Genomic DNA, 22481 nt, shown 5'->3' on the forward strand with positions numbered 1-22481 from the left:
ACAAATTTTCCCACAAGAAACAGGATTTATCGACATTCGGATATACGCTGCGGGTGCGTGTACACCGCCAATTGGTCCCGGCGAATGAAGCCGACGACTGTAATGCCCAGATCCTCAGCCAGCTTCAGCGCCAAATCCGTAGGTGCGGATTTCGACAGCAGGATGCCGGCACCGATCTTGGCCGCTTTCAGCGCCACTTCGGAGGAGATTCTTCCGCTGAAGGCAATCGCTTTGTCGCGGGCAGGAATGCGCTGCCTCAGCATGTTGCCGAATATTTTATCCAGAGCATTGTGCCGTCCGATATCCGACCTGCTCAGGAGCAGCTCATCCGCCGTACAGAGCGCCGCATTGTGCAATCCGCCCGTTGCCTGGAAATCCAGCGACTGCTCCTGCATAAGGTTCATGAGATGGAAACACTGCCGGACCGTGAGCTGGAGCTGGGAACGGACGGTTTTGGCCGTGCGGGCATCGTTGTGGAAATAAAATTGGCGGCTTTTGCCGCAGCAGGAGCCGATGAACCGCTTGGAAACCATCTCCCGGCTCAATTGATGGAGATGGCGCAGCTTCACGTCGGCGAAGCCGCGCTCTTCGTCCAGCTTCAGCGACTCGATCTGGTCGACGAAGCGAATCAACCCCTCGGAAGCCAGGAAGCCCGTGACGAGATCGACCGTCTCGGTCGGCGTGTGGACTAGCGTGGCGAATTCCTCGCCATCGAGCTTGATCGTGAGCGGCGCCTCTACGGCAATCGTGTCCTCTTGAGGAACGATACGGGTTCCGTCGTAGCGGTACAAGGGCCACACTGCGGTTGGGGAGGGCCGATCTTGCCGCCGGACTTGGTCCTTATCATGGTCGTTATCGTTGTCCATCACTCCACCTCCAACTCCAGCTCTTCGATCCGTTTCTCCACGTACCGCGTATCCTTATGCGCATGGTACGTTTCCGCTTTCTCCACGATAACGGCCGTATTGTATTCGGGGATACCCGCATATTGCTCATAAACCCCTTTGGGAATCAAGCTGTTCCCCTCGGGCCAATGCACTTCGATGTTGCCGGGCTTGACCTCGGCATATTTGACCCGGCCGTGCATGCTGCCGTACCGGTTGTAGACCACAATGGCTTCCCCCTCGCTTAATCCTAAGGGAGCCGCATCCTTCGGATGAATCAGCACATCGTAGCGATCCGCTTCATTGAAGGGATCGACGTCGCTGTAGATCATCGAGTTGAACTGCTTGCCGCGGCGCGTCGTGACGGCGAAATGCCCCTCCGGCTTCCGCAACTGCGGAAGCTCGATCGGCAGCAGCGATGCGCGCCCATCCGGCGTCGGACAGACACCGTCCTCGCACAGCCATGCGCCGCCGTATTGAAACACATCGCCGCGCTTCTGCAGGTGCTGGATGCCGTCATAGCTCGGCGCGGCCTTGGCGATTTCCGCGCGGATCGCTTCGGCGCTCTCGCAGCCGAGATGCCGGGCCGCGGCCTCGGGCTTCACGCGGCGGGCGAGATCCGCATAGATCGCCCACTCCGCGCGGGCCTCGCCGATGCGCGGGCCGGCGATCTCCGGCGAGAAGTACACCATCCGCTCCGTCGAGGTGGACGTGCCTCCCCCGGGCTGCTCGTAGCGCGTCATCGCGGGCAGGACCACCACGGCCTCACGGGCGTCCAACAGCGTGGAGGTGTTCAGCAGGATGTCCTGATGGACGCGAACATCGACGCTCGTCAGCGCTTCGCGGACGAAGGCCGGATCCGGCATCGTCTCCAGGAAGTTGCCGCCGGATGTGTAGAACAGCCGGAGCTTCCGCTCCTGCTCCTCGGGCAGGAGCGCGTTCTCGAGGGTGACGCCGACGATGTCACCCTGCCAGCTAGGCAGCTCGAAGCCCCATAGCTGCTCGATGCGGCTGCGGTCGGCTGCGCTGCTCATGTCGCCGCCGGGCAGGGAGAAGGGGTCCGCGCCCATCTCGCCGGAGCCCTGCACGCCGCTGTGGCCGCGGATCGGCATCAAGCCGCAGTGCTCGCGGCCGAGAAAGCCCCGCAGGAGGGCGAGATTCGCCACCTGCGAGATGTTGTCCGTGCCGAAGCGGTGCTGTGTGAGCCCCATGCTCCACACGAAAACCGCGCTGCCGGCACGCGCCAGCAGCTCCGCGAACTCGCGCATGCGTTCGCGGGACAGGCCGGACGACTGCGTGAGCGTCGTCCAGTCCTGCTGCGCGATGTGGGCGCGCAGCTGCTCGAAGCCGTTCGTGTGCGCCTGCACGAACGCATGGTCGATGGCGGAGCCGGGCTCGCGCTCCTCCATCTCGAACCAGACCTTCATGACGCCGTTCATGAAGGCGATGTCGCCGCCGATGTTCACCTGGTACACATCGTCGGCAAGCTTCGTCCCGAACAGCGCCGATTCGGGAATGGAGGGGATCCAGTACTTCTCCATGGACGGCTCGTAGTACGGGTTAATGACAATGATCTTCGTCCCCCGGCGCTTGGCCGCATACATATACTTCGTCGAGACCGGCTGGTTATTGGCAGCCACGCTGCCCCAGAACACCAGGACGTCCGTGCCGATCCAGTCCTTGTAATTGCATGTCGAAGCGCCGACGCCGACGGAACGCTTCAGCGCCGTCTTCGACGGCGAATGACAGATGCGCGAGGCGTTGTCGATGTTGTTCGTGCCGAGCAGCCTCGCCGCCTTCGCCGCCATATAATACGACTCGTTCGTGATTCCCCGGGCCGTCAGATAGAAGGCCATCCCCTTCGGATCGATCGCCCGGGCTTTCGCCGCGACCGTGTCCAGCGCCTCGTCCCAGGTGACGCGGCGGAAATTCCGCTCCCCCTTGCGGCGAATGAGCGGATACGGAATGCGCCCGAGCTGCCTCAGCTCGGTGCTGTTCATCCGGCGCAGCTCCTTGATATCGGCGTGCAGCACGTCCTCGCGAATCGCGGGCATCGTGTTCAGCCGAAGTACGTTCAGCCGCGTCGTGCAGAGATGCGGTCCGGCCAGCGTCTGGTCGTACAGCCCGGACACCCCAAGCGCGCAGCCGTCGCAGACGCCCTGCGTCAGAATTCGGTAGGCATATGGAAGGTTATCCCGATTTTGCCAAGCGATTTTCGCCGTTTCGCGGATGTGCTGCGGCTTTACCTTGCCGAGTCCGAACGGCATTTTGCTGACCCACAGCTGCGGATCCGGCTTTGCGGGCAGCTTGATCGGCCCGGTGTGTTTGGTTTTCCCCATGTTATGCAGCTCCTCTTATGCACGATTAGGTGTATTTATGCAAAAAACCACCGCAAAGCTAGCTCCAGCCCTCCTCTATGCGAGGAAGTCTGCAAGCACGCTTCACAGTGGTTAGTCTCCGGCAGGTTCGCTACCAAGTGCCAAGCACTATGCTTATGTATATGCGGGACACGCCCGAACTTGCCCAATAAGGGCTTCCTGGACGGCGGGCCATCATTTCCTAACGGCCTCTGCCGCCAAATTTCTTCTCCAGATCCTGATCGAATACGAACACCGACATCCCCAAATCCTGCTCAATATCGATATCGACGAACAGCTGAACGAACTTCGCTCCGAGCAGCTCCTCCATCTCGACAGGAGGATGATCCCGGTAAATTTCTTTGACCATTTCCGTGCGAGCCGTGCGGAGCATTTGTCTGCCATCGCCCGTCTTCGCCATGAACTTCTCCACCGGGGACAAATTGCCGGCCATTTCGCAGATCGCCCAACATTTGCAGAAGGTTGTCGTCACGCGTTCAGGCCCTTTGCCCATATGCTTCTTGCGATATGCTTTCACCAGGTTACTGAATTCGGCCTCCATTCGGTTCATCGGGCCAGCCACCTTTATATTTACTGCCTCAATCATAGCAAGAAAGCGTATAACTGGCTAGAGGCATGAACGGCAGTTTGCCGGCTAGATGTCTGGCTGATGCCTGTTCTGCCCGTCTGGATGCCTGTCTAATGCCTGATAGACGCTTCTTTCCATCTTCTCAATCGTGCTCCTCTTCGTCCCATCTGCGGGAGTACGCTTTGCGCGTCACCCAGAACGTAGCTCCTAGTATGATGACAAGGGCGATAACGCCCAAAATGATGGCACCTGTCATGCCTTTCACTCTCCTTTCGCAGCAGCTTGTCCCTGTTGTAACGGACTAGAGAGCCGCTATTGGGCATATTCGCACAGCTTATAGAGCTAACGGACTACATAGCCGTTATTTGCTCATTTTGGCGCCATTTGGGGGTCCATTTCGGCCTATTAGCGGCATGTGTGTCCGTTAGATTTCGTTTTCCTTAAAATCGGCCAACTAACGTCCGCTGTGTCCGTTAGATGATTTGGCTCTGCGCTTCTATCCGTTCTGCAGCCTACAGTCTTCCAGTCTCCAGCTGGGAAACGCGGGGCAGCAGAAGTCGCAGACGGGCACTCCGGCACCTCCAGGAGGTCCTAACAATCCGACTAGTCGGCACTTGCTTACGGCGTCACTCGAATTGAAACGAGCGCTACCCGTAACCGTCCGTTTCCTTTATTTCGCGCCTTATCCTATACAATACCCGATAAACGCGGAGCCGCGCAAAGGCGAATTTCAGATGCGCTCGACAGTGCACGGGTATGCCACCGGATTCGTTGGCGCTTTGGATGCACGAGGAGCTGCTTGCGCTCCGTAGACGTTATTACGAATTGTAGGATAACCAATTCAGTCAGGTCAGCTCGCTTTGAGCTGCCCGCTCCGGCTAACGGACACAGCTGCCCTTATTCAATGAATATGGAGCGTTTCGCATTTCTAACGGACACCACCGCCGCTATTTGCCACTTTGTACTCGAATTCCCTATCAAAATCGGCAAATAAGCGCTCTGGTGTCCGTTCGATTCGCAGCGGCGTCATTTCTATTGATATAACGGCCGTGGTGTCCGTTAGCCAGGTCCGTGGCTTTGGGAAATACGTTTTGGAAAAGATAAACAGGGAAAGCTAACATAGTTCAATTACCTTCAGCCGTAGTTATACATCTTAAATCTTAGTTATATAACCGGAAAGCGGAATGGGGTACTCTTAGACATGTAAGCACATACATTCCAGCGTACACGGGAGGTCACATATTAGATGAAGAAATCACTCAAACAATGGATTGGCGTAGGTACGACGGCTGTCATGGCCGCAACGTTCGTTGCAGGCTGCGGAAGCACGACGAATACCCCGCAATCATCCGCACAACCAAGCGCAGGCGCGGCGGCAACCGCTAACGCCAAGCCATACGCAGGCAAAACGATCTCGCTGGTCACAGCCAACCACCCTTGGGCGGAAGCCATCAAGCCTTTGCTGCCAGACTTCGAGAAAGAAACGGGTATTAAAGTGAATGTGGAGAGCTTCTTCGAGGATCAGCTGACGCAGAAGCTAACGGTTCAATTCACCTCCGGCTCTGCAACACCTGACGTGTTCATGTATCGTCCGCTTCAGGAAGGCAAGCTGTTCTACAAGAACGGCTGGGTACAGCCTCTGGACGATTACGCGCAGAAAGCCAAGGACTACGATTTTAATGATTTCTCCAAATCGGCGATCGGCTCCACCACGGTAGATTCCAAGCTGGCCGGTATTCCGATCATTACGGAGCAAGAGATTCTGTACTACCGTAAGGATTTGCTGCAAAAGGCCGGCATCGCCGTACCGAAGACGCTCGATGAGCTGAACGCTGCGGTGAAGAAGCTGCACGATCCGAAGAACGAAATGTACGGCTTCGTTGCCAGGGGCCAGCGATCCCCGCTCGTCACCCAAGTCTCTTCCTACCTCTACTCGGAAGGCGCTGACTTCACGACAGGCGACAAGGCTAGCATCAATACGCCGGAAGCGATCAAAGCTTTCACCACGTACGGCACATTACTGAAAGACTACGCACCTCCAGGCGTGCTCAACATGTCCTGGCCGCAAGCCTTCGGTATTTTCGCACAAGGCAAGGTTGCGTTCTTGACCGACGCGAACTCCTTGTACCAGAACGCGACGGATCCGGCGAAATCCAAAGTAGCCGATCAAGTTGGTTTCGCGCTGTTCCCTGGGGGCAAAGCAGGCTCCAAGCCATACAGCATCACATCTTGGGGTCTGGCGATGAACGCCAAGTCCGGTAACAAAGATGCGACGTGGGCATTCATCCAATGGGCTACAAGCAAAGATGTCGTGTTGAAAACCCAGCAAAAAGGCAACCCGGGCGCCCGCGCATCCGTATGGGATAAACCGGAGGGTACAACCGGCTTCCCGGCCGAGCTCGTTCCGATCATCAAGGAAAGCGCCAAAACAGGCGTCGACCACGACCGTCCGACCGTTATCAGCGTAGGCGAAGCTCGCGATGCTGTCGGTGAAATCGTGCAAAAGGTTATGTCCGGCGAAACGAACATCCAACCGGTTGCGGACAAAGCGAACCAAGCGCTGCAAACGATCATGGATAAAGATAAAACGAGATAACGAAAGTTCAGGGGTGAAAAGGGTCATCTGATGACCCTTTTTCCTTTCATTCTTGGTAAAATCCCGTTGGCCAGCAAGGAATGGATTTTACCCGGGGTGATATTCCTTAGATAAGGGATTCCCCCCATTAACATCAGGAAGGGTGACTGCAGATGCAATACAGCTGGTTTAACCGCAACTTAAAATGGATTTATACACTCCCGGCCGTCATCTTCGTCATGCTGATGATGCTGTTTCCGATCATATATACCGTTCGTATCTCCTTCTACGAGTGGAGCATGTCGGCGACTACGCCTCCCGCGTGGGTCGGTCTCGCCAACTATGCGGCGCTGCTGAAAGACGAGCGCTTCTGGCATGCCGCAGGGTCCACGTTTTATTTCACCATCGCCGCACTGTCGTTGGAAGTAATTCTCGGCATCGCCATCGCGCTGCTGCTGTCCAGGGAATTTCGCGGCAAAAATCTCGTCAAGACGGTGTTCCTGCTCCCCATGGTTGCAACCCCGGTAGCGATGGGCCTCGTCTGGATGCTGATTTATGAGCCGACGATCGGCGTCGCCAACATGATGCTCAAATCGCTGGGCTTCGAGCCGCTGCTGTGGCTCGCTTCCCCGAATCAGGTCATTCCGTCCCTCGTCATCGTAGACGTGTGGGAGTGGACGCCGATGATTGCGCTCATTATTATGGCCGGCTTGGCTACATTGCCGACGGATCCTTATGAAGCTGCCGACGTAGACGGCGCGAGCACATGGAGGAAGTTCGTTTCCATCACGCTTCCCCTGCTGAGACCAACGATTATCGTTGCCGCTATGCTGCGTTTAATCGACGTTTTGAAAACATTTGACATCATCTATGCCACGACACAGGGCGGACCGAACTTCGCTTCGGAGACGCTGAACCTGTACGGCTATGTACTTGGCTTCCAATACTTCAAGCTCGGCATGGCCTCGTCGCTGCTGGTTATTTTCTTCGCGCTGGTCATGGGTCTTACCTTATTCATGATTTGGATGCGTAAACGAATGGAGGGTGCGGCATCATGAAGAAGCAAAAAAGGTTCCCCCGCATTATGCAAACGCTGCTCACCTTCGTTGTGCTGATCGTCTTTGCATTCCCGTTCGTCTGGATGCTGCTTGCCTCCTTCAAGACGCAATCGCAAATTTTATCGACAGGCGATTTGTTTATTTTCAAGCCGACATTTCATAACTATGTCTCCGTGTTTCAGGAGTACGATTTCCTGAAATTCGTCTGGAACAGCTTCGTCGTTGCCTTCGGCTCCACCCTGTTGTCCTTGATTCTAGGACTCCCTGCGGCTTATGCGATTGCCAGGCACCATCTGCAGAAGCTTGGCCTGCTCATTCTCGTCGCCCGGATTATACCGGGGATTACGTTCCTGATTCCGTGGTTTATTCTGTTCTCCAAAATTCATCTGGTAGACACGTATACCGCACTTATTCTAAGCCATATGCTCGTCGGTCTGCCTTTCATCATCTGGATCATGATCTCCTTCTTCGAAGCGCTGCCGACAGAAATCGAAGAATCGGGCCTGATTGACGGCTGTACGCACCATCAGGTTTTCCTGCGGATCATTCTGCCGATCTCCGGTCCCGGTGTCATTACGGCTTCGCTGCTTTCTTTCATCTTCTCGTGGAACAACTTCATGTTCTCGGTCATTCTGGCCGGAGACAAGACGAAAACACTGCCGATCGCCGTCTTTAACTTTATGTCTTACTCCGAAATCAACTGGGGCGCCTTGATGGCCGCCGCCTGCATCATCACCTTGCCGGTCCTTGTGATCGCGCTAGTGTCCCAACGCTATGTCGTCAGCGGACTTTCCGCAGGCGCCGTCAAAGGCTGATGCTTGCCGAAGGATGCAACTGCGAGAGAGGTTGTCCATGTATTTGGATGACTTCTCTCGTAGGCGTATACTCTAAGTACTAACGCTTAGCGGATATTCGGAAGGTGAGTCAGCATGCCCTATAAACTAAACATTTTCAGCAAAATATTGATTCTGCTCGTCCTGCTCCTTATTCCGATCGTGCTGCTGTACAGCTATACGAACCGGATTACGAACCATGTGGTACAGGATCAAATCCAGTCATCGAACTTGAACCAGCTTTCCTTCTTCATGCATCAGCTGGATGCGGATGTGGAGCGTCTGTCCATGTCCCCCGTCATTCTCGGCAGCGATCCTTATATGAGAGAGTATATCAACCTCAGCGATTCGCCGGATTATGACGTGCTGAAGGAGCAATCCCGATTAATTCAGAAGCTCAGTCTCCAAAGCGTATCCAGCGGCTGGGTCAATGAGCTTACGGTCGCCATCCCGAAGGGGAAGCAGGTGCTGTCGTCCAGCATTTTCGTCAATGGTACCGATGTATGGCCCTGGCAGCAGGAAATCCGCCGCACCTGGACATATGAAGTCCGAGAAAGCGATAAAGGCGTCGGATCGTTCATCCGGGAGATCAGCGAGCCGATTCGCGCCCAGACGGTGGATCAAGCTAACGTGCTGTATCAGGTCAGATTCAGCGTGCAGAACATGATGCATCTCATGGATGTGTACAAGCAGGATAAGCGCAGCGATCCTTTCCTGGTGAACGGCCGAACGGGCCTCATCTTGAACAGCTCCTCCAACCGGGAGATTGCCGGCGAGATCCAAGCGCAGTTGGCCGCGAAAGCGGACCTGCCCGCCTCCGGTCAAGTGCAATTCGAAATCGACCGCCAGCAATATTTGATTTCCTATGTGAAATCCGCACAGCTAGGCTGGTACTTAGTCGATTACGTGCCTGTGGAGAAAATACTGTCGCCTATTACGATGACGCGCAACCTATTTTACATCACCATCGGGTTGCTGCTCATCATGAGTGTGTTGGCTTCCTTCCTGCTGTACCGGAACGTCCAGATCCCTCTAGGGAAAATGATTCAAAGCGTGCAAAAAGTAAAACGCGGCGATCTGTCCGCCCGGATCGAATATACAGCCAAGAATGAATTCGACTTCCTTATTCAGCGCTTCAATGAAATGGCGGAGCGCATTCAGGTGCTGGTCGAGGACGTCTTTGCGGAGAAAATACGCTCCCGGGAAGCTACCTTGAAGCAGCTGCAATCGCAGATTCATCCGCATTTCCTGTATAACTCCTTGTTCTTCATCATTAACTCGGCCGAGATGGAGGATAAGGAATCCGTCGTGGCGATGGCGCAAAATTTGGCCGAATTTTACCGGTATACGACACGGGTGGAGAAGCAGGCCGTCAGGCTCCGGGATGAGCTCGACCTCGTCGGCCACTACCTGAACATTCAGCATCTTCGCATTCACCGGCTGAAATATGATATTACCGTCCCTGAGGCGATGCTGGACGAGCCCGTACCCCGGCTCATTCTCCAACCGCTGGTCGAGAACGCCATTCTTCATGGCATCGAGCGCAGCGTGGAGGGCGACCGCATCGCCATCACGGGCGAGCAGGATGAGAACTGGAACCGCATCATAGTCGAAGATAACGGCACAGGGCTCGACGAGGCGGGACTGGCCGCCCTTCACGCCCAGCTGCAATCGCCGATGTCCGACGATATCGGCTGCGGCACGTGGAACGTGCACCACCGCTTGTTTTATCAATTCGGGGAAGGATCGGGACTGACGTTCCAACCCGGTAACCAAGGAGGCTTGAAGGCTGTGTTAACCTGGAAACGCGAAGCGCACAAGTCCCTTCCGGCTGCCGACGGGGGGATCCGGCTATGATCCAACTACTCATTGTCGATGACGAAGCGCATGTGGTCGACCGTCTTCATACGACTATCGATTGGGCATCCATAGGAATCGAGCAGGTGTTCAAAGCGTATTCCGGCCAGGAAGCGCTGGAGCTGCTGGAACAGTTCTCCATTGATATCGTCCTTACCGACATCCAGATGCCGGGCATCTCCGGCTTGCAGCTTATTGCCGAAATTAACCGCAGATGGACGAAAACCAAATGCATTCTATTGTCGGGTTACTCCGACTTCAATTACGCCAAAGAAGCGATCCTGCAAGGCACCGAGGATTATTTGCTGAAGCCCGTCACCGAGCAGGACCTATTGGCTGCTGTCGGCAGGGTCAAGGGCAAGCTCGAGCAAGAGTGGCAGGAGGTCATCTCCAAGCAGCGTCTTGCTTACACCGTCAAGGAGAACCTGCCTCTGCTCCGCGGTAACCTGCTGAACGATCTCCTGCAAGGGCGCAAACTGAGCGAACAGTCGCTGCGGGATAAAATGCAAATGCTGGAGCTTCCCGACTTCCATGAGCAGACCTGCGTGCTGATGATGATCCGGCTGGAATCGGATTTCCTTGAGTACGACATGAGCAGGCTGTCCTTGATGGAATATGCCATCAGCAATATGGTCGAGGAATTGTTCGCGGAGAAATTCGATAGCTGGCATACGAAGGATGCGCATGATTATTTGATTTTTGTGATGAAAAAGAAGCCGTTGGACGCGGATCAAGAAGATCCGGCTTGGCTCGAGCGAACCGCCTCCGGACTGCAATCGGCCGTGAATAACTACCTGAAAGGCAAAATCTCCATATTGCTCAGCCGTTGGGGGGCCTTCCCGGTGGATGTTACGGCGCTGTATAACGCTTCATTGAACGCGTTCCGCAAACAGATCGGCAGCGAGCATGAGCTGTTGATCCGGCTTGGCGACGAGGCTGTCCAACCTGCGTTGTCCGCCTTGCAGCGACTGTATGAGCCGCCTACGCTCAATCATCTGCTGGAGGCCGCGCGTTGGGAGGACACGGAGGAGAAGCTGAGCCTGATTTTCGATGAAATGGAAGCGCGGTTCTCCGAGTCACAGGAGCATTTGCTCGAGGTTTACTTCTCGGTGGCGTCGGCTTTCGCCTACATTGCCCATAAGAACGGCAGACCTCTCCACCAGTTGATCGGCGGCGAGTATAACCGGATGACGGAGGGGATCCCCTTTCGTACCGTGAATCAATTGAGGGACTGGTCCATTCGTTCCCTGCACCTTATGAGAGAAGATATGGACCAGGAGCGCAAAGACAGCCGCGTCACGCTGATTAAGGATATTCGCACCTTTATCGACCAGAACTTGGCCAGCGATGTCTCGCTCCAGTCGATTGCAGATCACGTCTTCCTGCATCCGGTCTACGTCTCCAAAATTTATAAGCTCGAAACAGGCGATAACCTGAGCGATTATGTGAACCGGGTGCGTATGGATAAAGCGGCTTACTTGCTGAAGAACGGCCAAGACAAAATATATGAAATTGCCACCCAACTGGGCTATCAACGGCCGCATTCGTTCAACCACGCATTCAAGAAGCACTACGGCATGACGCCGCAGGAATATCGCGATCAATATTCGTAGAAAGGAGGATGACCCTATGAGCAGCGATGAAGCCGTTGTAGTTGCGGCCAAGCTGAAGTCCGCCAAAGTCATTGCCATCATCCGGGGGATCTCGCCCGCTCAGGCTCAGCCTCTGTTCGAGGCGCTGGCCGCAGGCGGGATCGAGCTGGCCGAGGTAACGCTCAATACGCCGAGCGCACTGCCAATCATCCAGATGATGCGCAAGCAATACGAAGGCCGCATGATGATCGGCGCCGGTACGGTGCTGAATGCCAAGTTAGCCGGGGAAGCCATACAGGCCGGCGCACAGTTCCTGATCTCCCCCAATGTCGATGGCGGCATGATCGAACAGGCTTTGGCGAGCGGGGTGCTCCCGATTCCCGGTGCGCTTACGCCTACCGAAATCGTGCAGGCGATGAATTACGGCGCATCCGTCGTGAAGCTTTTCCCCTGCTCCAGCCTGGGGCCGTCTTATGTGCGAGAAGTGCGGGCACCGCTGAGCGATGTCAATCTTCTTGCTGTCGGCGGAATCACGAAGGATAATGCAGCGGATTATTTGGCTGCGGGCGCTTTTTCCGTAGGGGTGGGAGGAAGTCTGGTTTCGCTTAGCGAAATTGAAAAAGGGAATTATAAAGCGATTACAACTTACGCCGAGCAGCTGATGGCGGCCGTGAACCAGTAAGACATTCTAAGTTATGGGAGAGGACGTTAACCATGAAAATTACGAAGTTAGAGCTGTTTAAAGTGCCGCCAAGATGGCTGTTTCTAAAGGTGGAGACCGATGAAGGCATTACCGGCTGGGGAGAGCCGATCGTGGAAGGGAAAGCGGATACCGTCGCCGCTGCCGTGATGGAGATGAGCGAGCATATTATCGGCACCGATCCGATGCGCATCGAGGATCTGTTCCAGGTGCTGTACCGCGGCGGGTTCTATCGCGGAGGACCGGTGTTGACGAGCGCAATCTCCGGTATCGAGCAAGCGCTGTGGGACATTAAGGGCAAGTTCTACAACGCCCCGATCTATGACCTGCTAGGCGGCGCCTGCCGTGACCGCACACGTGTGTACTGCTGGATCGGCGGGGACCGTCCGAGCGATGTCGGACAGGCCGCCAAGCAGCAGGTCGCTGCGGGCTTCACGGCGGTGAAGATGAACGCTACCGAGGAGATGCACTATATCGACTCGCTCAGCAAGGTCGACGCGGCCATCGCCCGGATCGCAGCCGTTCGCGAAGCCGTCGGCAAAGACATCGGCATCGGCATCGATTTCCACGGACGCATCCACAAATCGATGGCCAAGATTTTGGTGAAAGAGCTGGAGCCGTACCGGCCGATGTTCATCGAGGAGCCCGTGCTGCCGGAGAACAATGAGGCGCTTCGCGAGATCGCCCGGTATACCTCCTGCCCGATCGCTACCGGCGAGCGCATGTATACGCGCTGGGGCTTCAAAGATCTGCTGGCCCAAGGCTATGTGGACATTATCCAGCCGGATCTGTCCCACGCCGGCGGCATCCTGGAAACTCGCAAAATTGCCGCTATGGCCGAAGCGTACGACGTTGCCGTGGCCCCGCACTGTCCGTTAGGACCGATCGCTTTGGCCGCGTGCCTGCAGCTCGACACTTGCTCCCCGAATGCGTTCATTCAGGAGCAAAGCCTCGGCATCCACTACAATCAAGGCAGCGACCTGCTTGATTATTTGAAAGACCCGACCGTGTTCCAATACGAAGCAGGCTTCGTCAGGAACCTCACGGCGCCGGGCCTCGGCATCGAAATCAACGAGGACAAAGTCCGTGAAATGGCGGCTATCGGGCATAACTGGAAGAACCCGGTATGGCGCCAAGAGGACGGTACTGTAGCGGAGTGGTAAGTTGATTCTAGGGACTGTCTTAAGGTCTAGTGACCTTGGGGCAGTCTTTTTGTTCGTTTTGATGCGGATGCGGACAGAAATTAATAGGTATAAATAAAAATGAAAATACATAAAGAAGATGAAGTTGGCAAAATCGTTAAAAGCAAACGAATTCGACTCTTCATCTTCTTCTCTTTTTCCAATTCATTCAAACATATCCAGTTGCTCCGGAGGTAGGTGCTTCTGTTCAAATCCCAGGAGATCGGAAAGCCTCATAGCATTAGAAGCAGCATCCCCTCCCGAGTTATTATTAAAGATCACACAAACCTCATCGGTTTCCTCTTCAAGCTTCAACAACTGTTTCTTCCACTCAAGCAGCTCTTCATCATTGTAACGGTAAAGATAGCGCACCTCCCGCCAGTTTGCGTTGCTGCTCGAAGTCCAGCCTGATACATTCCTCCCATGAAAACGAACAACGGTTAGGGTCTTGTTAGTCGGGGTTAAGACCGTCGGAACTGATCCCGGAAACACCTGAGGTTCATCACATATACTGTGGATCCAGCCTTCCTTCATCATGAAAGATAATGTCTTTTCTTTCATTTCCGAACTAAACCAGCTCTGGTGGCGGAATTCCAGGGCTACAGGGATATCGCCCATTCTTTCTTTTGTTAACCGTAATAAATGTACATTGTCCCTGTTACAATCGAACCAAGGCGGGTATTGAAAGAGAACCGCTTTTAGCTTGCCTGCACGAATGACAGGCTCAATTGACTCGATAAAACTATGAAACATTGCATCTGTCTCTTCAGCTGTATAAGGCTGCCGCGTATGTCCTGTTAAGCCTTGATAGGCCTTTATTAAAAACGTAAATTCATTGGATGTGTCCATCGCCCATTTGGAAAACAAACTTTCCTTGTGAATGGCGTAGTAGGAACTGTCTACTTCAACAACGGAAAAGTATTTGTTATATACTTTCAATTTATCTTGAGGCTTGGTTCCAATCTCATATAAGTCATCGTGATCTCCCCATCCAGCAAGTCCAATTGTTATCATGTTCCCACCACTTTATAAGAAGATAGCTACTCCGGTCATCCTACTTGCCTTCTTTTACGAATTGTTCAATGCGGTTCTTAATGGATTCACGCACTTCACGGAATTTCGCCGTGATTTCTTCTTCAGTGCCCGTTGCTTTGGCAGGATCGTCGAATCCCCAATGCCATCTTTCCGCTTTATCATTGCGAACAACGGGGCAGTTATCGTTAGCATGGCCGCACAAAGTAATGATATAGTCAGCTTGAGCCAAAATGCCAGGATCAATGACATCGGAAGTATGGTTCGAAATGTCGATACCCGCTTCCTTCATCGTTGCCACGGCTCGCGGATTTAATCCGTGCGCTTCCAAGCCCGCGCTCTTTACTTCGTATTTGTCCCCGCCTAGAGCTTTTAAATAGCCATCAGCGATTTGGCTGCGGCATGAGTTTCCTGTGCAAAGAAAATAGACTAACGGTTTCTTGTTCTCCATGGTTTCATTTCTCCTTTTGTGTAGATCATATCAAGCTTAAGCGCCTTAGTGCCCTTTTTTCAATTGTTTTGTGCCTAAAATTGCCTTTATGACCAGCGCAGCGACTACCGCAACCACTGCAATCGCAACAATGAACAACCAAATGTTCACACTAGAAGTATGGATAACATAGAGCCACAAATAAAGCCCTATAAGGGTAACGAGAAGCGTCGGAACAGTAAGGATAATACCGGTTTTAAAATAATGCCCCCAAGTGATTTTGACACCTTTTGTAGATAAAACATGTAACCACAATAGGGTTGCGAGTGACCCAATCGGTGTAATCTTCGGTCCAAGGTCGCTTCCAACAACGTTGGCATAAATCAATGCTTCTCGAATCATGCCCTCTGTATTCGTCCCCTTAATGGCAAGCGCATCAATCATAACCGTCGGCATGTTATTCATGATGGAGGACAAAACAGCCGACAAGAAGCCCATTCCGACTGTTGCAGCCAATAAGCCTTGTCCCGCCAGGTTTTCAATCACGTTACCAAGGGCATCGGTGAGACCCACATTTTTAAGGCCATACACCACCACATACATGCCAATGGAGAAGATAACAACCGCCCATGGGGCATCTTTAATCACTCGTTTTGTTTCGATCACTTTGCTAGACCTCGCCATGATTATAAAGAGCAAGGCTACGACACCCGCGATGATGGAAACAGGAATTTTGATAAATCCGCTGCTCACATAGGCGACAAGAAGGATACCGAGGATAACCCACGACATGCGGAATAACTTAAGATCTTTGATAGCGTCGACGGGGCGTTTTAACTGTTTGATATCGTAACTCATTGGAATGTCTTTTTTGAAGAACAGATACAAGACCACAAGGCTTGCCGCTAATGAAAAGAGGCTCGTGACAATCATGCGGCTTGCATAGGTGACAAAGTCGATGCCGAAGAAGTCAGCCGATACGATGTTCACTAAGTTGCTGACAACCAAGGGCAGAGAAGTTGTATCCGCAATGAAACCGCTCGCCATGATGAAAGGCAAAATCATAGGGTCCGGAAGCTTCAACGCTCGAACCATGGCCAATACAATGGGCGTTAGAATTAACGCTGCACCATCATTTGCGAAGAAGGCAGCAACGGCCGCACCTAATAAAATGACGTAAACAAACATGAGCCGTCCGTTCCCTTTGGCAATTCGCGCCATATGCAAGGCAGCCCATTCAAAGAATCCGATATTGTCTAAGATTAAAGAAATGAGAATAATCGCGACAAAAGCGAGCGTAGCATTCCAAACGATGGAGGTGACCGTCAGGACATCTTGGAAAGACACGACTTGGAAAATAAGCGCAAGGATGGCGCCGCCAGAAGCAGACCATCCGATGTTAAGACCTTTGGGCTGCCAAATAACGAATGTTAATGTAAGCAGAAAAATAAATACCGCAATGTAAGTCATGCTTCCTCCTAATCACAACAATTGAGATCTGCGCAAGATACCGCATCCACTTTCTCTTTTTGGGATGGCAGGTGCTGAAAAAACTCATGCAGATAGGGCTTATCCTCAATGTTTAACGAATAAAACACCCATTGCCCCTTTTTGGCTTCCTTCACTAAACCGCCGGCTTTCAGCTTACGCATATGCTGGCTCACATTAGGCTGACTGGTTTGTAAGAGTTCAACAATCTCATATACGCACAGCTCACGTTCTTTGAGCAAAGAGAGGATTGTTAATCTCATTTTGTCCCCAAGCAGCTTACACATGTCGGATAATTGTTCAATATCGGTCAAAATTACACGCTCCTTTACATCGGCACATTCAAACCTCTTAAGAGTTCCTATAGCCTTCTCACCATTTATTCGTAAATGATTATATAATTATTCAGTTATATATAAAAGTTAAGGTTTTGTAAACCTTCAAATGATCAAATATTTTTGATTTAGTATTGCAATATGGCTTATTATGGTATATATTATCGTTAAATCAATAATTTTTGATTAATTGATCAGGTAAAAACATTATAACCTTTTCGACGCAGATCGTGTATGCGCATTTAAACAGGTCATCATTTTTTTAATTAATAAATCAAAATTATTTGATCAAAGGAGTGTAGTCGCATGCTGCTTCACGATGTAAATCCACAGCTTATGTATGTCAATCAGTATCAGTTAGAAAACCCTGTTAACCAACAGGAGTCCATGGAACCACAACCACAACGCCACAAGCCATTTAGTAATATCTTCGAAAGAACTGCTGCCTTATTTAAATCAAAACAAACTCAAGTCGCTTGCTGTGAACCTGCTTGCTGCTAATTCAATAAGTCATCCATAACTCCTAAGGCCCCTCCCCGCCGTTTGGGACGGCGGGAGAAGCCTTCAAAACACTTTACTCCAAAACAGTTACAAAATACATATCTTGAACCTCATATGTTTGGCCCTTCAAACTGTGCTTGAATCCCCCAAAACCTTATCTGGCAGAACCCGTGCCCATTTGGCTTCCTTGCAGACTCCTACTTCAATCGCTCATCCTAGAAATGGAACATGAAACAGCTTCATCCAAAATGCGGTCAAACAAACCGAAATCCCGTAAGCCAACAACGGTTTAACCGAGAACAGCTTGAGCATGGGAAACATAATGCAGTCAAATAGGACGGACCAGCCCAGCGACCAGCCGTAATCGTAATCAATGCGGTTCGTCAGAGAGTAGATGTATTCCATGCCGCCATAGATCAGGATCCATTGCACGTAGTGGAACACAATTTTCTTCCGGCCTTCCGGGTAATTGGTCAGAAATAAGAGGGCCGTGGCCGGGAATATAATGAAGGTGTACAGCATTTCCGTAAACCCGTTATTATAGAGGTCGGGCGTCAACGACCACAGCATATGGTCGGCACAAAGAAAGTTGTACAGTAGATTGCCTAACGAGAAATACATCATCGTCGGGTGATACTTCTGCCAATTCCGCCAATCTCCCCAACGATACGATGCCCAAATCGTAAAAAATGCCATAAATAAGTGCATATGCAGCCATATCCCCTCGTCACGTTGTATATATTATACAGATAACTTACAATATTATACAATTAACTTGAAGAAATATACAGCTGCAGAGACAAGGAATACAATTTCCTCTTCATCACTGACAAACAGCTGTCAGGATGCATGTTCTACAATGGAAATGAATGAACCGCTGGAGGCATTTGTACATGACCAACCAACCGAATCAAATCGTCAGCCGCCGCGATCTCAACCGCGCCCTCCTGGCCCGGCAGCTGCTTCTCGCGCGTTCGGACATGCCCGTCCTCGCAGCGGTTAAGCATCTGGTCGGCCTGCAGGCGCAAGCCCCCAATCCGCCCTACATAGGCTTGTGGACCCGCCTGCGGAACTTCCACCAGGATCAGCTCTCTCAGCTCATCCTGGACAAACATATCGTGCGCATCGCCCTCATGCGCTCTACCATCCACCTCGTCACGTCAGACGACTGCGTGACGCTTCGTCCGCTCCTGCAGCCTGTGCAGGAGCGCGGCTTGCAAGGCGCGTTCGGCAAGAAGCTCGCCGAACTGGACCTGGACGCGCTCGCCTCCGCGGGGCGAGCGCTGCTGGAGGCGCAGCCGCTCACGTTCAGTGAGCTCGGCAAGCGCCTCCAAGAGCTGTGGCCGCATGGCGAGGCCACGGCTATGGCGCAAGCGGCGCGCTGCCGCTTGCCGCTGGTTCAAGTGCCCCCGCGAGGCATCTGGGGCACATCGGGACAGGCCGTCCATACGACGGCGGAGGCATGGCTCGGGCGTCCGCTGGCGGAGGCGGCCAGCTTGGAAGCCATGGTGCTGCGCTACTTGGCGGCCTTCGGACCTGCATCTGTGAAGGATATGCAGGTATGGTCGGGGCTTACCCGGCTGCGCGAGGTCGTGGAACGGCTGCGCCCCAGCCTGCTCACATTCCGCGATGAGCAGGGGACGGAGCTCTTCGACCTGCCGGAGGCGCCCAGACCGGACGCCTCCCTCCCTGCTCCGCCCCGGTTCCTGGGGGAGTTCGATAATATGCTCCTATCCTATGAGAACCGCGCGCGCATCATGGATGATGAGCTGAAGCATCGCGTATTCACAGACAATGGGATCATCCGCGCCACCCTATTAGTCAACGGATTTGTCCGCGGCATCTGGTCCTTCGCGGAGAAACGCAAGGCGGGCGTCTTGACCGTCACCCTATTCAGTCCCATGCCGGATAACGAACTCCAAGCAGTAGAAGCCGAAGCCAATCGTCTCCTTACCTTTCTCGCACCGAATGCGGATTCGAGGGAATTCCATATTTTGAATGCATAAAACCAGTCCCGGCAAAGTGATGAACGTCAAAAAGGGACAATCTCCACCATCCAGATTGTCCCTTTTTGATCCAGCGGCCTATTTTGCTGCTTTTGCCCATTTCGCTTTCAGTGCGCTTTCCACCTCAGCGAAGATTTGGTCCGCCGTTTTGCCATCCGTCGAGATCCCCAGCTTCTGGGCTCTTTGGTTCAACGCGGCCGATCTTTTCGCGTCTTTGCTTGCTTTCAGAGCTTCTTTCAGCTCCTTCGCGGTTTTGCCATCGGTCGAGATGCCGGCGGCGGCCGCTTTCTCCTTCAGCTTCGTCAAGGCTGCCGCTTTCAGCGCCTCTTTGATCTCCTTGCTCGTTTTGCCATCCGTGGAGATCCCGGCCTTCGCCGCTCTCTCTTGTAGTTTCGCCTGCGCAGCCGCCTTAATATCTGCTTTGAGCTGCTCGGCAGTTTTGCCATCCGTGGAGACGCCCAGCTTCGCTGCAGCTTTGTTCAAGCGCTCGGTTTGCTTAGCCGTGAGAGCGGCTTTCAGCTCATCCTTAAGCTGTTTGTTCGTTTTGCCGTCCACCGATATGCCGAAAGCCTGCGCTTTATCCTGCAGTAATTGGTGAAACGGATGTGACGCCGAACCCTGCGAGTCCGCAGCAAAAGCCGCCACCGGAACAGCTAACGCAATCGCTCCCGCTAATGCAAATCCTGTCAATTTCTTCAGCATAAGTATCGCTCCTCGATTCGAATTTGGTTATGCTCGCCTTACGAACCTATCATAGCGAATAGTTATGTCATAAGTTTGTCATGTGTCCGCCCCCGTCGCAGCTTCCGGCAGAAACAGTTTAAACACCGTCCCCGATCCCAGCCTGGACTCCACTCGAATCGAACCGCCATGAGCCTCCATGATATGCTTGCAGATCGTGAGTCCGAGCCCGGCTCCCGAACGGTTGCGGCTTTCATCCGCTTTGTAGAAGCGGTCGAACAGATAGGGCAGCTTCTCCGGTGCAATCCCCGGACCGTTGTCCCAGACCTCGATCCAACGCTCGCTCTTGACCGTTCTCACACGAATCCCCGCTTCGCTGCCTTCCGGAATGTGATTAATGGCATTGTCCAGCAAATTGATGAAAACTTGCCTCAGCCTGTCGGCGTCCGCAGACACCCTATAAGGCACCGGGGCGTCCGCATGCAGTTCGATCCCTTTGGACTTGGCTTTCATCTTCAACTGCGTCACGACAAGCCCGATGACCTCGGACACATCTGTCCGCTGAAAGCTCAGCCTCACTTGCTTCTCTTCAAAAGACGACAGCTCCAGCAAATCATCCACCAATGCGCTCAGCCGCAGCGTTTCCTGCAGCGAAACCTGGATGAACTCCTTCGCATCCTCCGGCTCTACAACGCCATCCGTGATCCCTTGCAGCGAAGCCCGAATCGTCGTCAGCGGCGTCCTCAGCTCGTGGGAGATTTCGGAGAGGAATCGTTTGCGCCCCTCTTCCACCTTCTGCAGCTTGCCCGCCATCCGATTGAGCGAGCCGGATAGCGAGGCGATCTCATCCTTCCCCCGGACGGGCACCCTGCCGCTGAAATCTCCCAGAGCAAGCGCCTCCGCCGTCTTGCTCATCAGCTGAATCGGCCTCACAAAATGGCGCGACACAAAATACAGCACCGCTATCGCCAGCAGCGCCACCGAAATGGCCGAGACGAAGATCGCCCGGTTGATATCGTTAATGGTGCCTTGGATATTGATGATCGGCGTATAGAGGAATATCGCTCCCGCCACGCGGTTCTCCAGCGTTACCGGACGGCCGACGATGAGCATTTTGACCGTGCTGTTCGGGGCGAAGTTGCCCCGCGCCGTCACTTGGTTCCCGGCAAGCACCTTCTCCAGCCACTCCTTACGGGCAGGGGTCTCGCCGATCGTTTGGATTTTATCGTTAATGGCCTTCGGATGCTTAATGACAGCAACGCGCACGTTGGAAGACTTCTCGATGGCGCTAATCTGCTTGCGGAAATCCTTCTGCAGCGTAGAACCGTCGAACAGCGCCTTCGCCAGCTCATCGACCTGGTCGGCCTTCTCCAGCAGCACCTTTTCGCTGCGGTCGTACGTCTTCTGTTTCATGGAATAACCGATCGTCCCGGAAATCGCCATAATCGACACGATTGTGATGGACATATAGATGAACAGCATTTTACGGTAAAAAGAGTTCAGCATGACTCCGGCCCCTCAAACTTGTAGCCGATGCCCCAGACCGTGCGGATACTCCAGTCCGCTTTGCTTTGGCCAGGCGCCGTCAGCTTCTGCCTCAGCCGCTTGATGTACAGATCGACGACGCGATCCTCGCCCTCGAAGTCCCACCCCCAAATCTTCGTGATCAAATCTTCCCGGGTGAACACTTGATTCGGATTACGTACGAAAAACAGCAGCAGCTCGTACTCTTTCTTGGGCAGAGCGACCAGCTGGCCATCCACGGTGACGTCGTGGGACAGCGCGTCCACCCGCAGGCTGCCGGCTTCATAAATGTGAGACGGCACCGCAGCTTCGGGCCGGGCGAGCGTCCGGCGAAGGATCGTCCCCACGCGGGCGACCAACTCGTTCGGATCGAAGGGCTTCACCAAATAATCGTCCGCTCCCATTTGCAAGCCTTCGATCCGCTCGTCCACGTGGCCCCGGGCTGTCAGCATCAGGATGGGCACATCGCTCATGGTGCGAATGTTGCGGCATACCGACCAGCCGTCCTTCTTCGGCAGCATGATATCCAGCACGATGAAGTCGGGCTGAAGGAGCTCGAACTGCACGAGCGCCTGCTCCCCGTCATGCGCCGTCACTACCGTATAGCCGCTTTTCTCCAGATACAGCTTCGTTATGCGGCAAATATTAAGATCGTCGTCTACCACCAGTACGGTTTTCACACGTCACACTCCCCTGAACATTGGATCTATGACTCCATCATACCGGATATTTGTGAATAAAAAATTAATATCTCAAGGATGCGCCGCGTCCGCCGTCCGGCTAACGGACACAGATGCGCTTATTCGGCGATTTCCCGCCGATTTATAACGCTAACGGACTGCTGCGACGCTATTCCGC

The 22481-nt window shown here is 53.5% G+C and carries 20 protein-coding genes; 9 read left to right on the forward strand and 11 right to left on the reverse strand.

Annotation, left to right across the window (positions count from 1 at the left end):
* Window positions 1-26: 26 nt before the first annotated feature.
* The 3 genes from fdhD to PUT07_RS26460 form a co-directional block, all read right to left on the reverse strand.
* Entirely contained in the window at window positions 27-866 is an 840-nt protein-coding gene (fdhD, locus tag PUT07_RS26450) for a formate dehydrogenase accessory sulfurtransferase FdhD (RefSeq protein ID WP_274471772.1), read from the reverse strand.
* Window positions 866-3223, reverse strand: a complete 2358-nt coding sequence (locus tag PUT07_RS26455; protein ID WP_274471773.1) for an FdhF/YdeP family oxidoreductase — start codon at window positions 3221-3223, stop codon at window positions 866-868. The genes fdhD and PUT07_RS26455 overlap by 1 nt, the downstream gene beginning before the upstream one ends.
* Window positions 3224-3443: 220 nt before the next feature.
* Window positions 3444-3812: a DUF2294 domain-containing protein gene (locus PUT07_RS26460; protein WP_274471774.1), complete on the reverse strand. Its 369-nt coding sequence runs from the start codon at window positions 3810-3812 to the stop codon at window positions 3444-3446.
* Window positions 3813-5076: 1264 nt separating this feature from the next.
* Between PUT07_RS26460 and PUT07_RS26465 the strand changes: the two genes are divergently transcribed.
* The 7 genes from PUT07_RS26465 (at window position 5077) to dgoD (ending at window position 13608) form a co-directional block, all read left to right on the forward strand.
* Complete coding sequence (locus tag PUT07_RS26465; protein ID WP_274471775.1) at window positions 5077-6426, forward strand: ABC transporter substrate-binding protein; 1350 nt, start codon at window positions 5077-5079, stop codon at window positions 6424-6426.
* Between the two features lie 152 nt (window positions 6427-6578).
* Entirely contained in the window at window positions 6579-7463 is an 885-nt protein-coding gene (locus PUT07_RS26470) for a carbohydrate ABC transporter permease (protein ID WP_274471776.1), read from the forward strand.
* Window positions 7460-8278: a carbohydrate ABC transporter permease gene (locus PUT07_RS26475; protein WP_274471777.1), complete on the forward strand. Its 819-nt coding sequence runs from the start codon at window positions 7460-7462 to the stop codon at window positions 8276-8278. Before PUT07_RS26470 ends, PUT07_RS26475 begins: the two co-directional genes overlap by 4 nt.
* 114 nt (window positions 8279-8392) lie before the next feature.
* Window positions 8393-10153: a sensor histidine kinase gene (locus tag PUT07_RS26480; protein ID WP_274471778.1), complete on the forward strand. Its 1761-nt coding sequence runs from the start codon at window positions 8393-8395 to the stop codon at window positions 10151-10153.
* Window positions 10150-11766, forward strand: coding sequence for a response regulator (locus tag PUT07_RS26485; RefSeq protein WP_274471779.1), 1617 nt, complete (start codon window positions 10150-10152; stop codon window positions 11764-11766). Before PUT07_RS26480 ends, PUT07_RS26485 begins: the two co-directional genes overlap by 4 nt.
* 16 nt (window positions 11767-11782) lie before the next feature.
* Window positions 11783-12427, forward strand: coding sequence for a bifunctional 4-hydroxy-2-oxoglutarate aldolase/2-dehydro-3-deoxy-phosphogluconate aldolase (locus PUT07_RS26490; protein ID WP_274471780.1), 645 nt, complete (start codon window positions 11783-11785; stop codon window positions 12425-12427).
* Between the two features lie 32 nt (window positions 12428-12459).
* A complete protein-coding gene (gene dgoD, locus PUT07_RS26495) occupies window positions 12460-13608 on the forward strand; it encodes a galactonate dehydratase (RefSeq protein WP_274471781.1) in 1149 nt (382 codons plus the stop codon).
* 183 nt (window positions 13609-13791) lie between these two features.
* On the opposite strand, the gene PUT07_RS26500 is transcribed toward dgoD, so the two are convergent.
* From PUT07_RS26500 to PUT07_RS26515, 4 genes are read right to left on the reverse strand one after another with little or no spacing between them, the layout of a single operon-like run.
* Entirely contained in the window at window positions 13792-14640 is an 849-nt protein-coding gene (locus tag PUT07_RS26500; protein WP_274471782.1) for a DUF72 domain-containing protein, read from the reverse strand.
* Window positions 14641-14680: 40 nt separating this feature from the next.
* The gene (gene arsC / locus PUT07_RS26505; RefSeq protein ID WP_274471783.1) at window positions 14681-15109 is read right to left on the reverse strand and encodes an arsenate reductase (thioredoxin); all 429 of its coding nucleotides are present in this window, start codon (window positions 15107-15109) and stop codon (window positions 14681-14683) included.
* Between the two features lie 45 nt (window positions 15110-15154).
* On the reverse strand, window positions 15155-16558 hold the full coding sequence (locus PUT07_RS26510) for an arsenic transporter (RefSeq protein ID WP_274471784.1): 1404 nt from the start codon (window positions 16556-16558) through the stop codon (window positions 15155-15157).
* An 8-nt stretch (window positions 16559-16566) separates the two neighbouring features.
* Window positions 16567-16890: an ArsR/SmtB family transcription factor gene (locus PUT07_RS26515; RefSeq protein WP_274471785.1), complete on the reverse strand. Its 324-nt coding sequence runs from the start codon at window positions 16888-16890 to the stop codon at window positions 16567-16569.
* Between the two features lie 327 nt (window positions 16891-17217).
* Between PUT07_RS26515 and PUT07_RS26520 the strand changes: the two genes are divergently transcribed.
* A complete protein-coding gene (locus tag PUT07_RS26520; RefSeq protein ID WP_274471786.1) occupies window positions 17218-17412 on the forward strand; it encodes a hypothetical protein in 195 nt (64 codons plus the stop codon).
* A 210-nt stretch (window positions 17413-17622) separates the two neighbouring features.
* On the opposite strand, the gene PUT07_RS26525 is transcribed toward PUT07_RS26520, so the two are convergent.
* Window positions 17623-18120, reverse strand: a complete 498-nt coding sequence (locus PUT07_RS26525) for a CBO0543 family protein (protein WP_274471787.1) — start codon at window positions 18118-18120, stop codon at window positions 17623-17625.
* A gap of 161 nt (window positions 18121-18281) precedes the next feature.
* Here PUT07_RS26525 and PUT07_RS26530 point away from each other — a divergent pair, with 161 nt between their 5' ends.
* On the forward strand, window positions 18282-19418 hold the full coding sequence (locus PUT07_RS26530) for a winged helix DNA-binding domain-containing protein (RefSeq protein ID WP_274471788.1): 1137 nt from the start codon (window positions 18282-18284) through the stop codon (window positions 19416-19418).
* A 78-nt stretch (window positions 19419-19496) separates the two neighbouring features.
* On the opposite strand, the gene PUT07_RS26535 is transcribed toward PUT07_RS26530, so the two are convergent.
* From PUT07_RS26535 to PUT07_RS26545, 3 genes are all read right to left on the reverse strand, one after another.
* Window positions 19497-20120 (reverse strand): hypothetical protein, encoded by a 624-nt coding sequence (locus PUT07_RS26535; protein WP_274471789.1) that lies wholly within the window; start codon window positions 20118-20120, stop codon window positions 19497-19499.
* Window positions 20121-20198: 78 nt separating this feature from the next.
* A complete protein-coding gene (locus tag PUT07_RS26540; RefSeq protein ID WP_274471790.1) occupies window positions 20199-21605 on the reverse strand; it encodes a sensor histidine kinase in 1407 nt (468 codons plus the stop codon).
* Window positions 21599-22303 carry a response regulator transcription factor gene (locus PUT07_RS26545; protein WP_274471791.1) on the reverse strand — a complete coding sequence of 235 codons (705 nt, stop codon included), beginning with the start codon at window positions 22301-22303 and terminating at the stop codon, window positions 21599-21601. The genes PUT07_RS26540 and PUT07_RS26545 overlap by 7 nt, the downstream gene beginning before the upstream one ends.
* Window positions 22304-22481 lie beyond the last annotated feature (178 nt).

It is taken from the genome of Paenibacillus sp. MAHUQ-63, assembly GCF_028765165.1.
Classification (GTDB): domain Bacteria; phylum Bacillota; class Bacilli; order Paenibacillales; family NBRC-103111; genus Paenibacillus_E.

What these genes read in the sequence shown, in the direction of transcription:
- PUT07_RS26525 (WP_274471787.1), bottom strand. Translation starts at nt 18,120, where the DNA reads ATGCACTTATTTATGGCATTTTTTACGATTTGGGCATCGTATCGTTGG.
- PUT07_RS26490 (WP_274471780.1), top strand. Translation starts at nt 11,783, where the DNA reads ATGAGCAGCGATGAAGCCGTTGTAGTTGCGGCCAAGCTGAAGTCCGCC.
- arsC (WP_274471783.1), bottom strand. Translation starts at nt 15,109, where the DNA reads ATGGAGAACAAGAAACCGTTAGTCTATTTTCTTTGCACAGGAAACTCA.
- PUT07_RS26465 (WP_274471775.1), top strand. Translation starts at nt 5,077, where the DNA reads ATGAAGAAATCACTCAAACAATGGATTGGCGTAGGTACGACGGCTGTC.
- PUT07_RS26470 (WP_274471776.1), top strand. Translation starts at nt 6,579, where the DNA reads ATGCAATACAGCTGGTTTAACCGCAACTTAAAATGGATTTATACACTC.
- PUT07_RS26530 (WP_274471788.1), top strand. Translation starts at nt 18,282, where the DNA reads ATGAACCGCTGGAGGCATTTGTACATGACCAACCAACCGAATCAAATC.
- PUT07_RS26510 (WP_274471784.1), bottom strand. Translation starts at nt 16,558, where the DNA reads ATGACTTACATTGCGGTATTTATTTTTCTGCTTACATTAACATTCGTT.
- PUT07_RS26460 (WP_274471774.1), bottom strand. Translation starts at nt 3,812, where the DNA reads ATGAACCGAATGGAGGCCGAATTCAGTAACCTGGTGAAAGCATATCGC.
- PUT07_RS26540 (WP_274471790.1), bottom strand. Translation starts at nt 21,605, where the DNA reads ATGCTGAACTCTTTTTACCGTAAAATGCTGTTCATCTATATGTCCATC.
- PUT07_RS26485 (WP_274471779.1), top strand. Translation starts at nt 10,150, where the DNA reads ATGATCCAACTACTCATTGTCGATGACGAAGCGCATGTGGTCGACCGT.
- PUT07_RS26535 (WP_274471789.1), bottom strand. Translation starts at nt 20,120, where the DNA reads ATGCTGAAGAAATTGACAGGATTTGCATTAGCGGGAGCGATTGCGTTA.
- PUT07_RS26500 (WP_274471782.1), bottom strand. Translation starts at nt 14,640, where the DNA reads ATGATAACAATTGGACTTGCTGGATGGGGAGATCACGATGACTTATAT.
- PUT07_RS26480 (WP_274471778.1), top strand. Translation starts at nt 8,393, where the DNA reads ATGCCCTATAAACTAAACATTTTCAGCAAAATATTGATTCTGCTCGTC.
- PUT07_RS26520 (WP_274471786.1), top strand. Translation starts at nt 17,218, where the DNA reads ATGCTGCTTCACGATGTAAATCCACAGCTTATGTATGTCAATCAGTAT.
- PUT07_RS26475 (WP_274471777.1), top strand. Translation starts at nt 7,460, where the DNA reads ATGAAGAAGCAAAAAAGGTTCCCCCGCATTATGCAAACGCTGCTCACC.
- dgoD (WP_274471781.1), top strand. Translation starts at nt 12,460, where the DNA reads ATGAAAATTACGAAGTTAGAGCTGTTTAAAGTGCCGCCAAGATGGCTG.
- fdhD (WP_274471772.1), bottom strand. Translation starts at nt 866, where the DNA reads ATGGACAACGATAACGACCATGATAAGGACCAAGTCCGGCGGCAAGAT.
- PUT07_RS26455 (WP_274471773.1), bottom strand. Translation starts at nt 3,223, where the DNA reads ATGGGGAAAACCAAACACACCGGGCCGATCAAGCTGCCCGCAAAGCCG.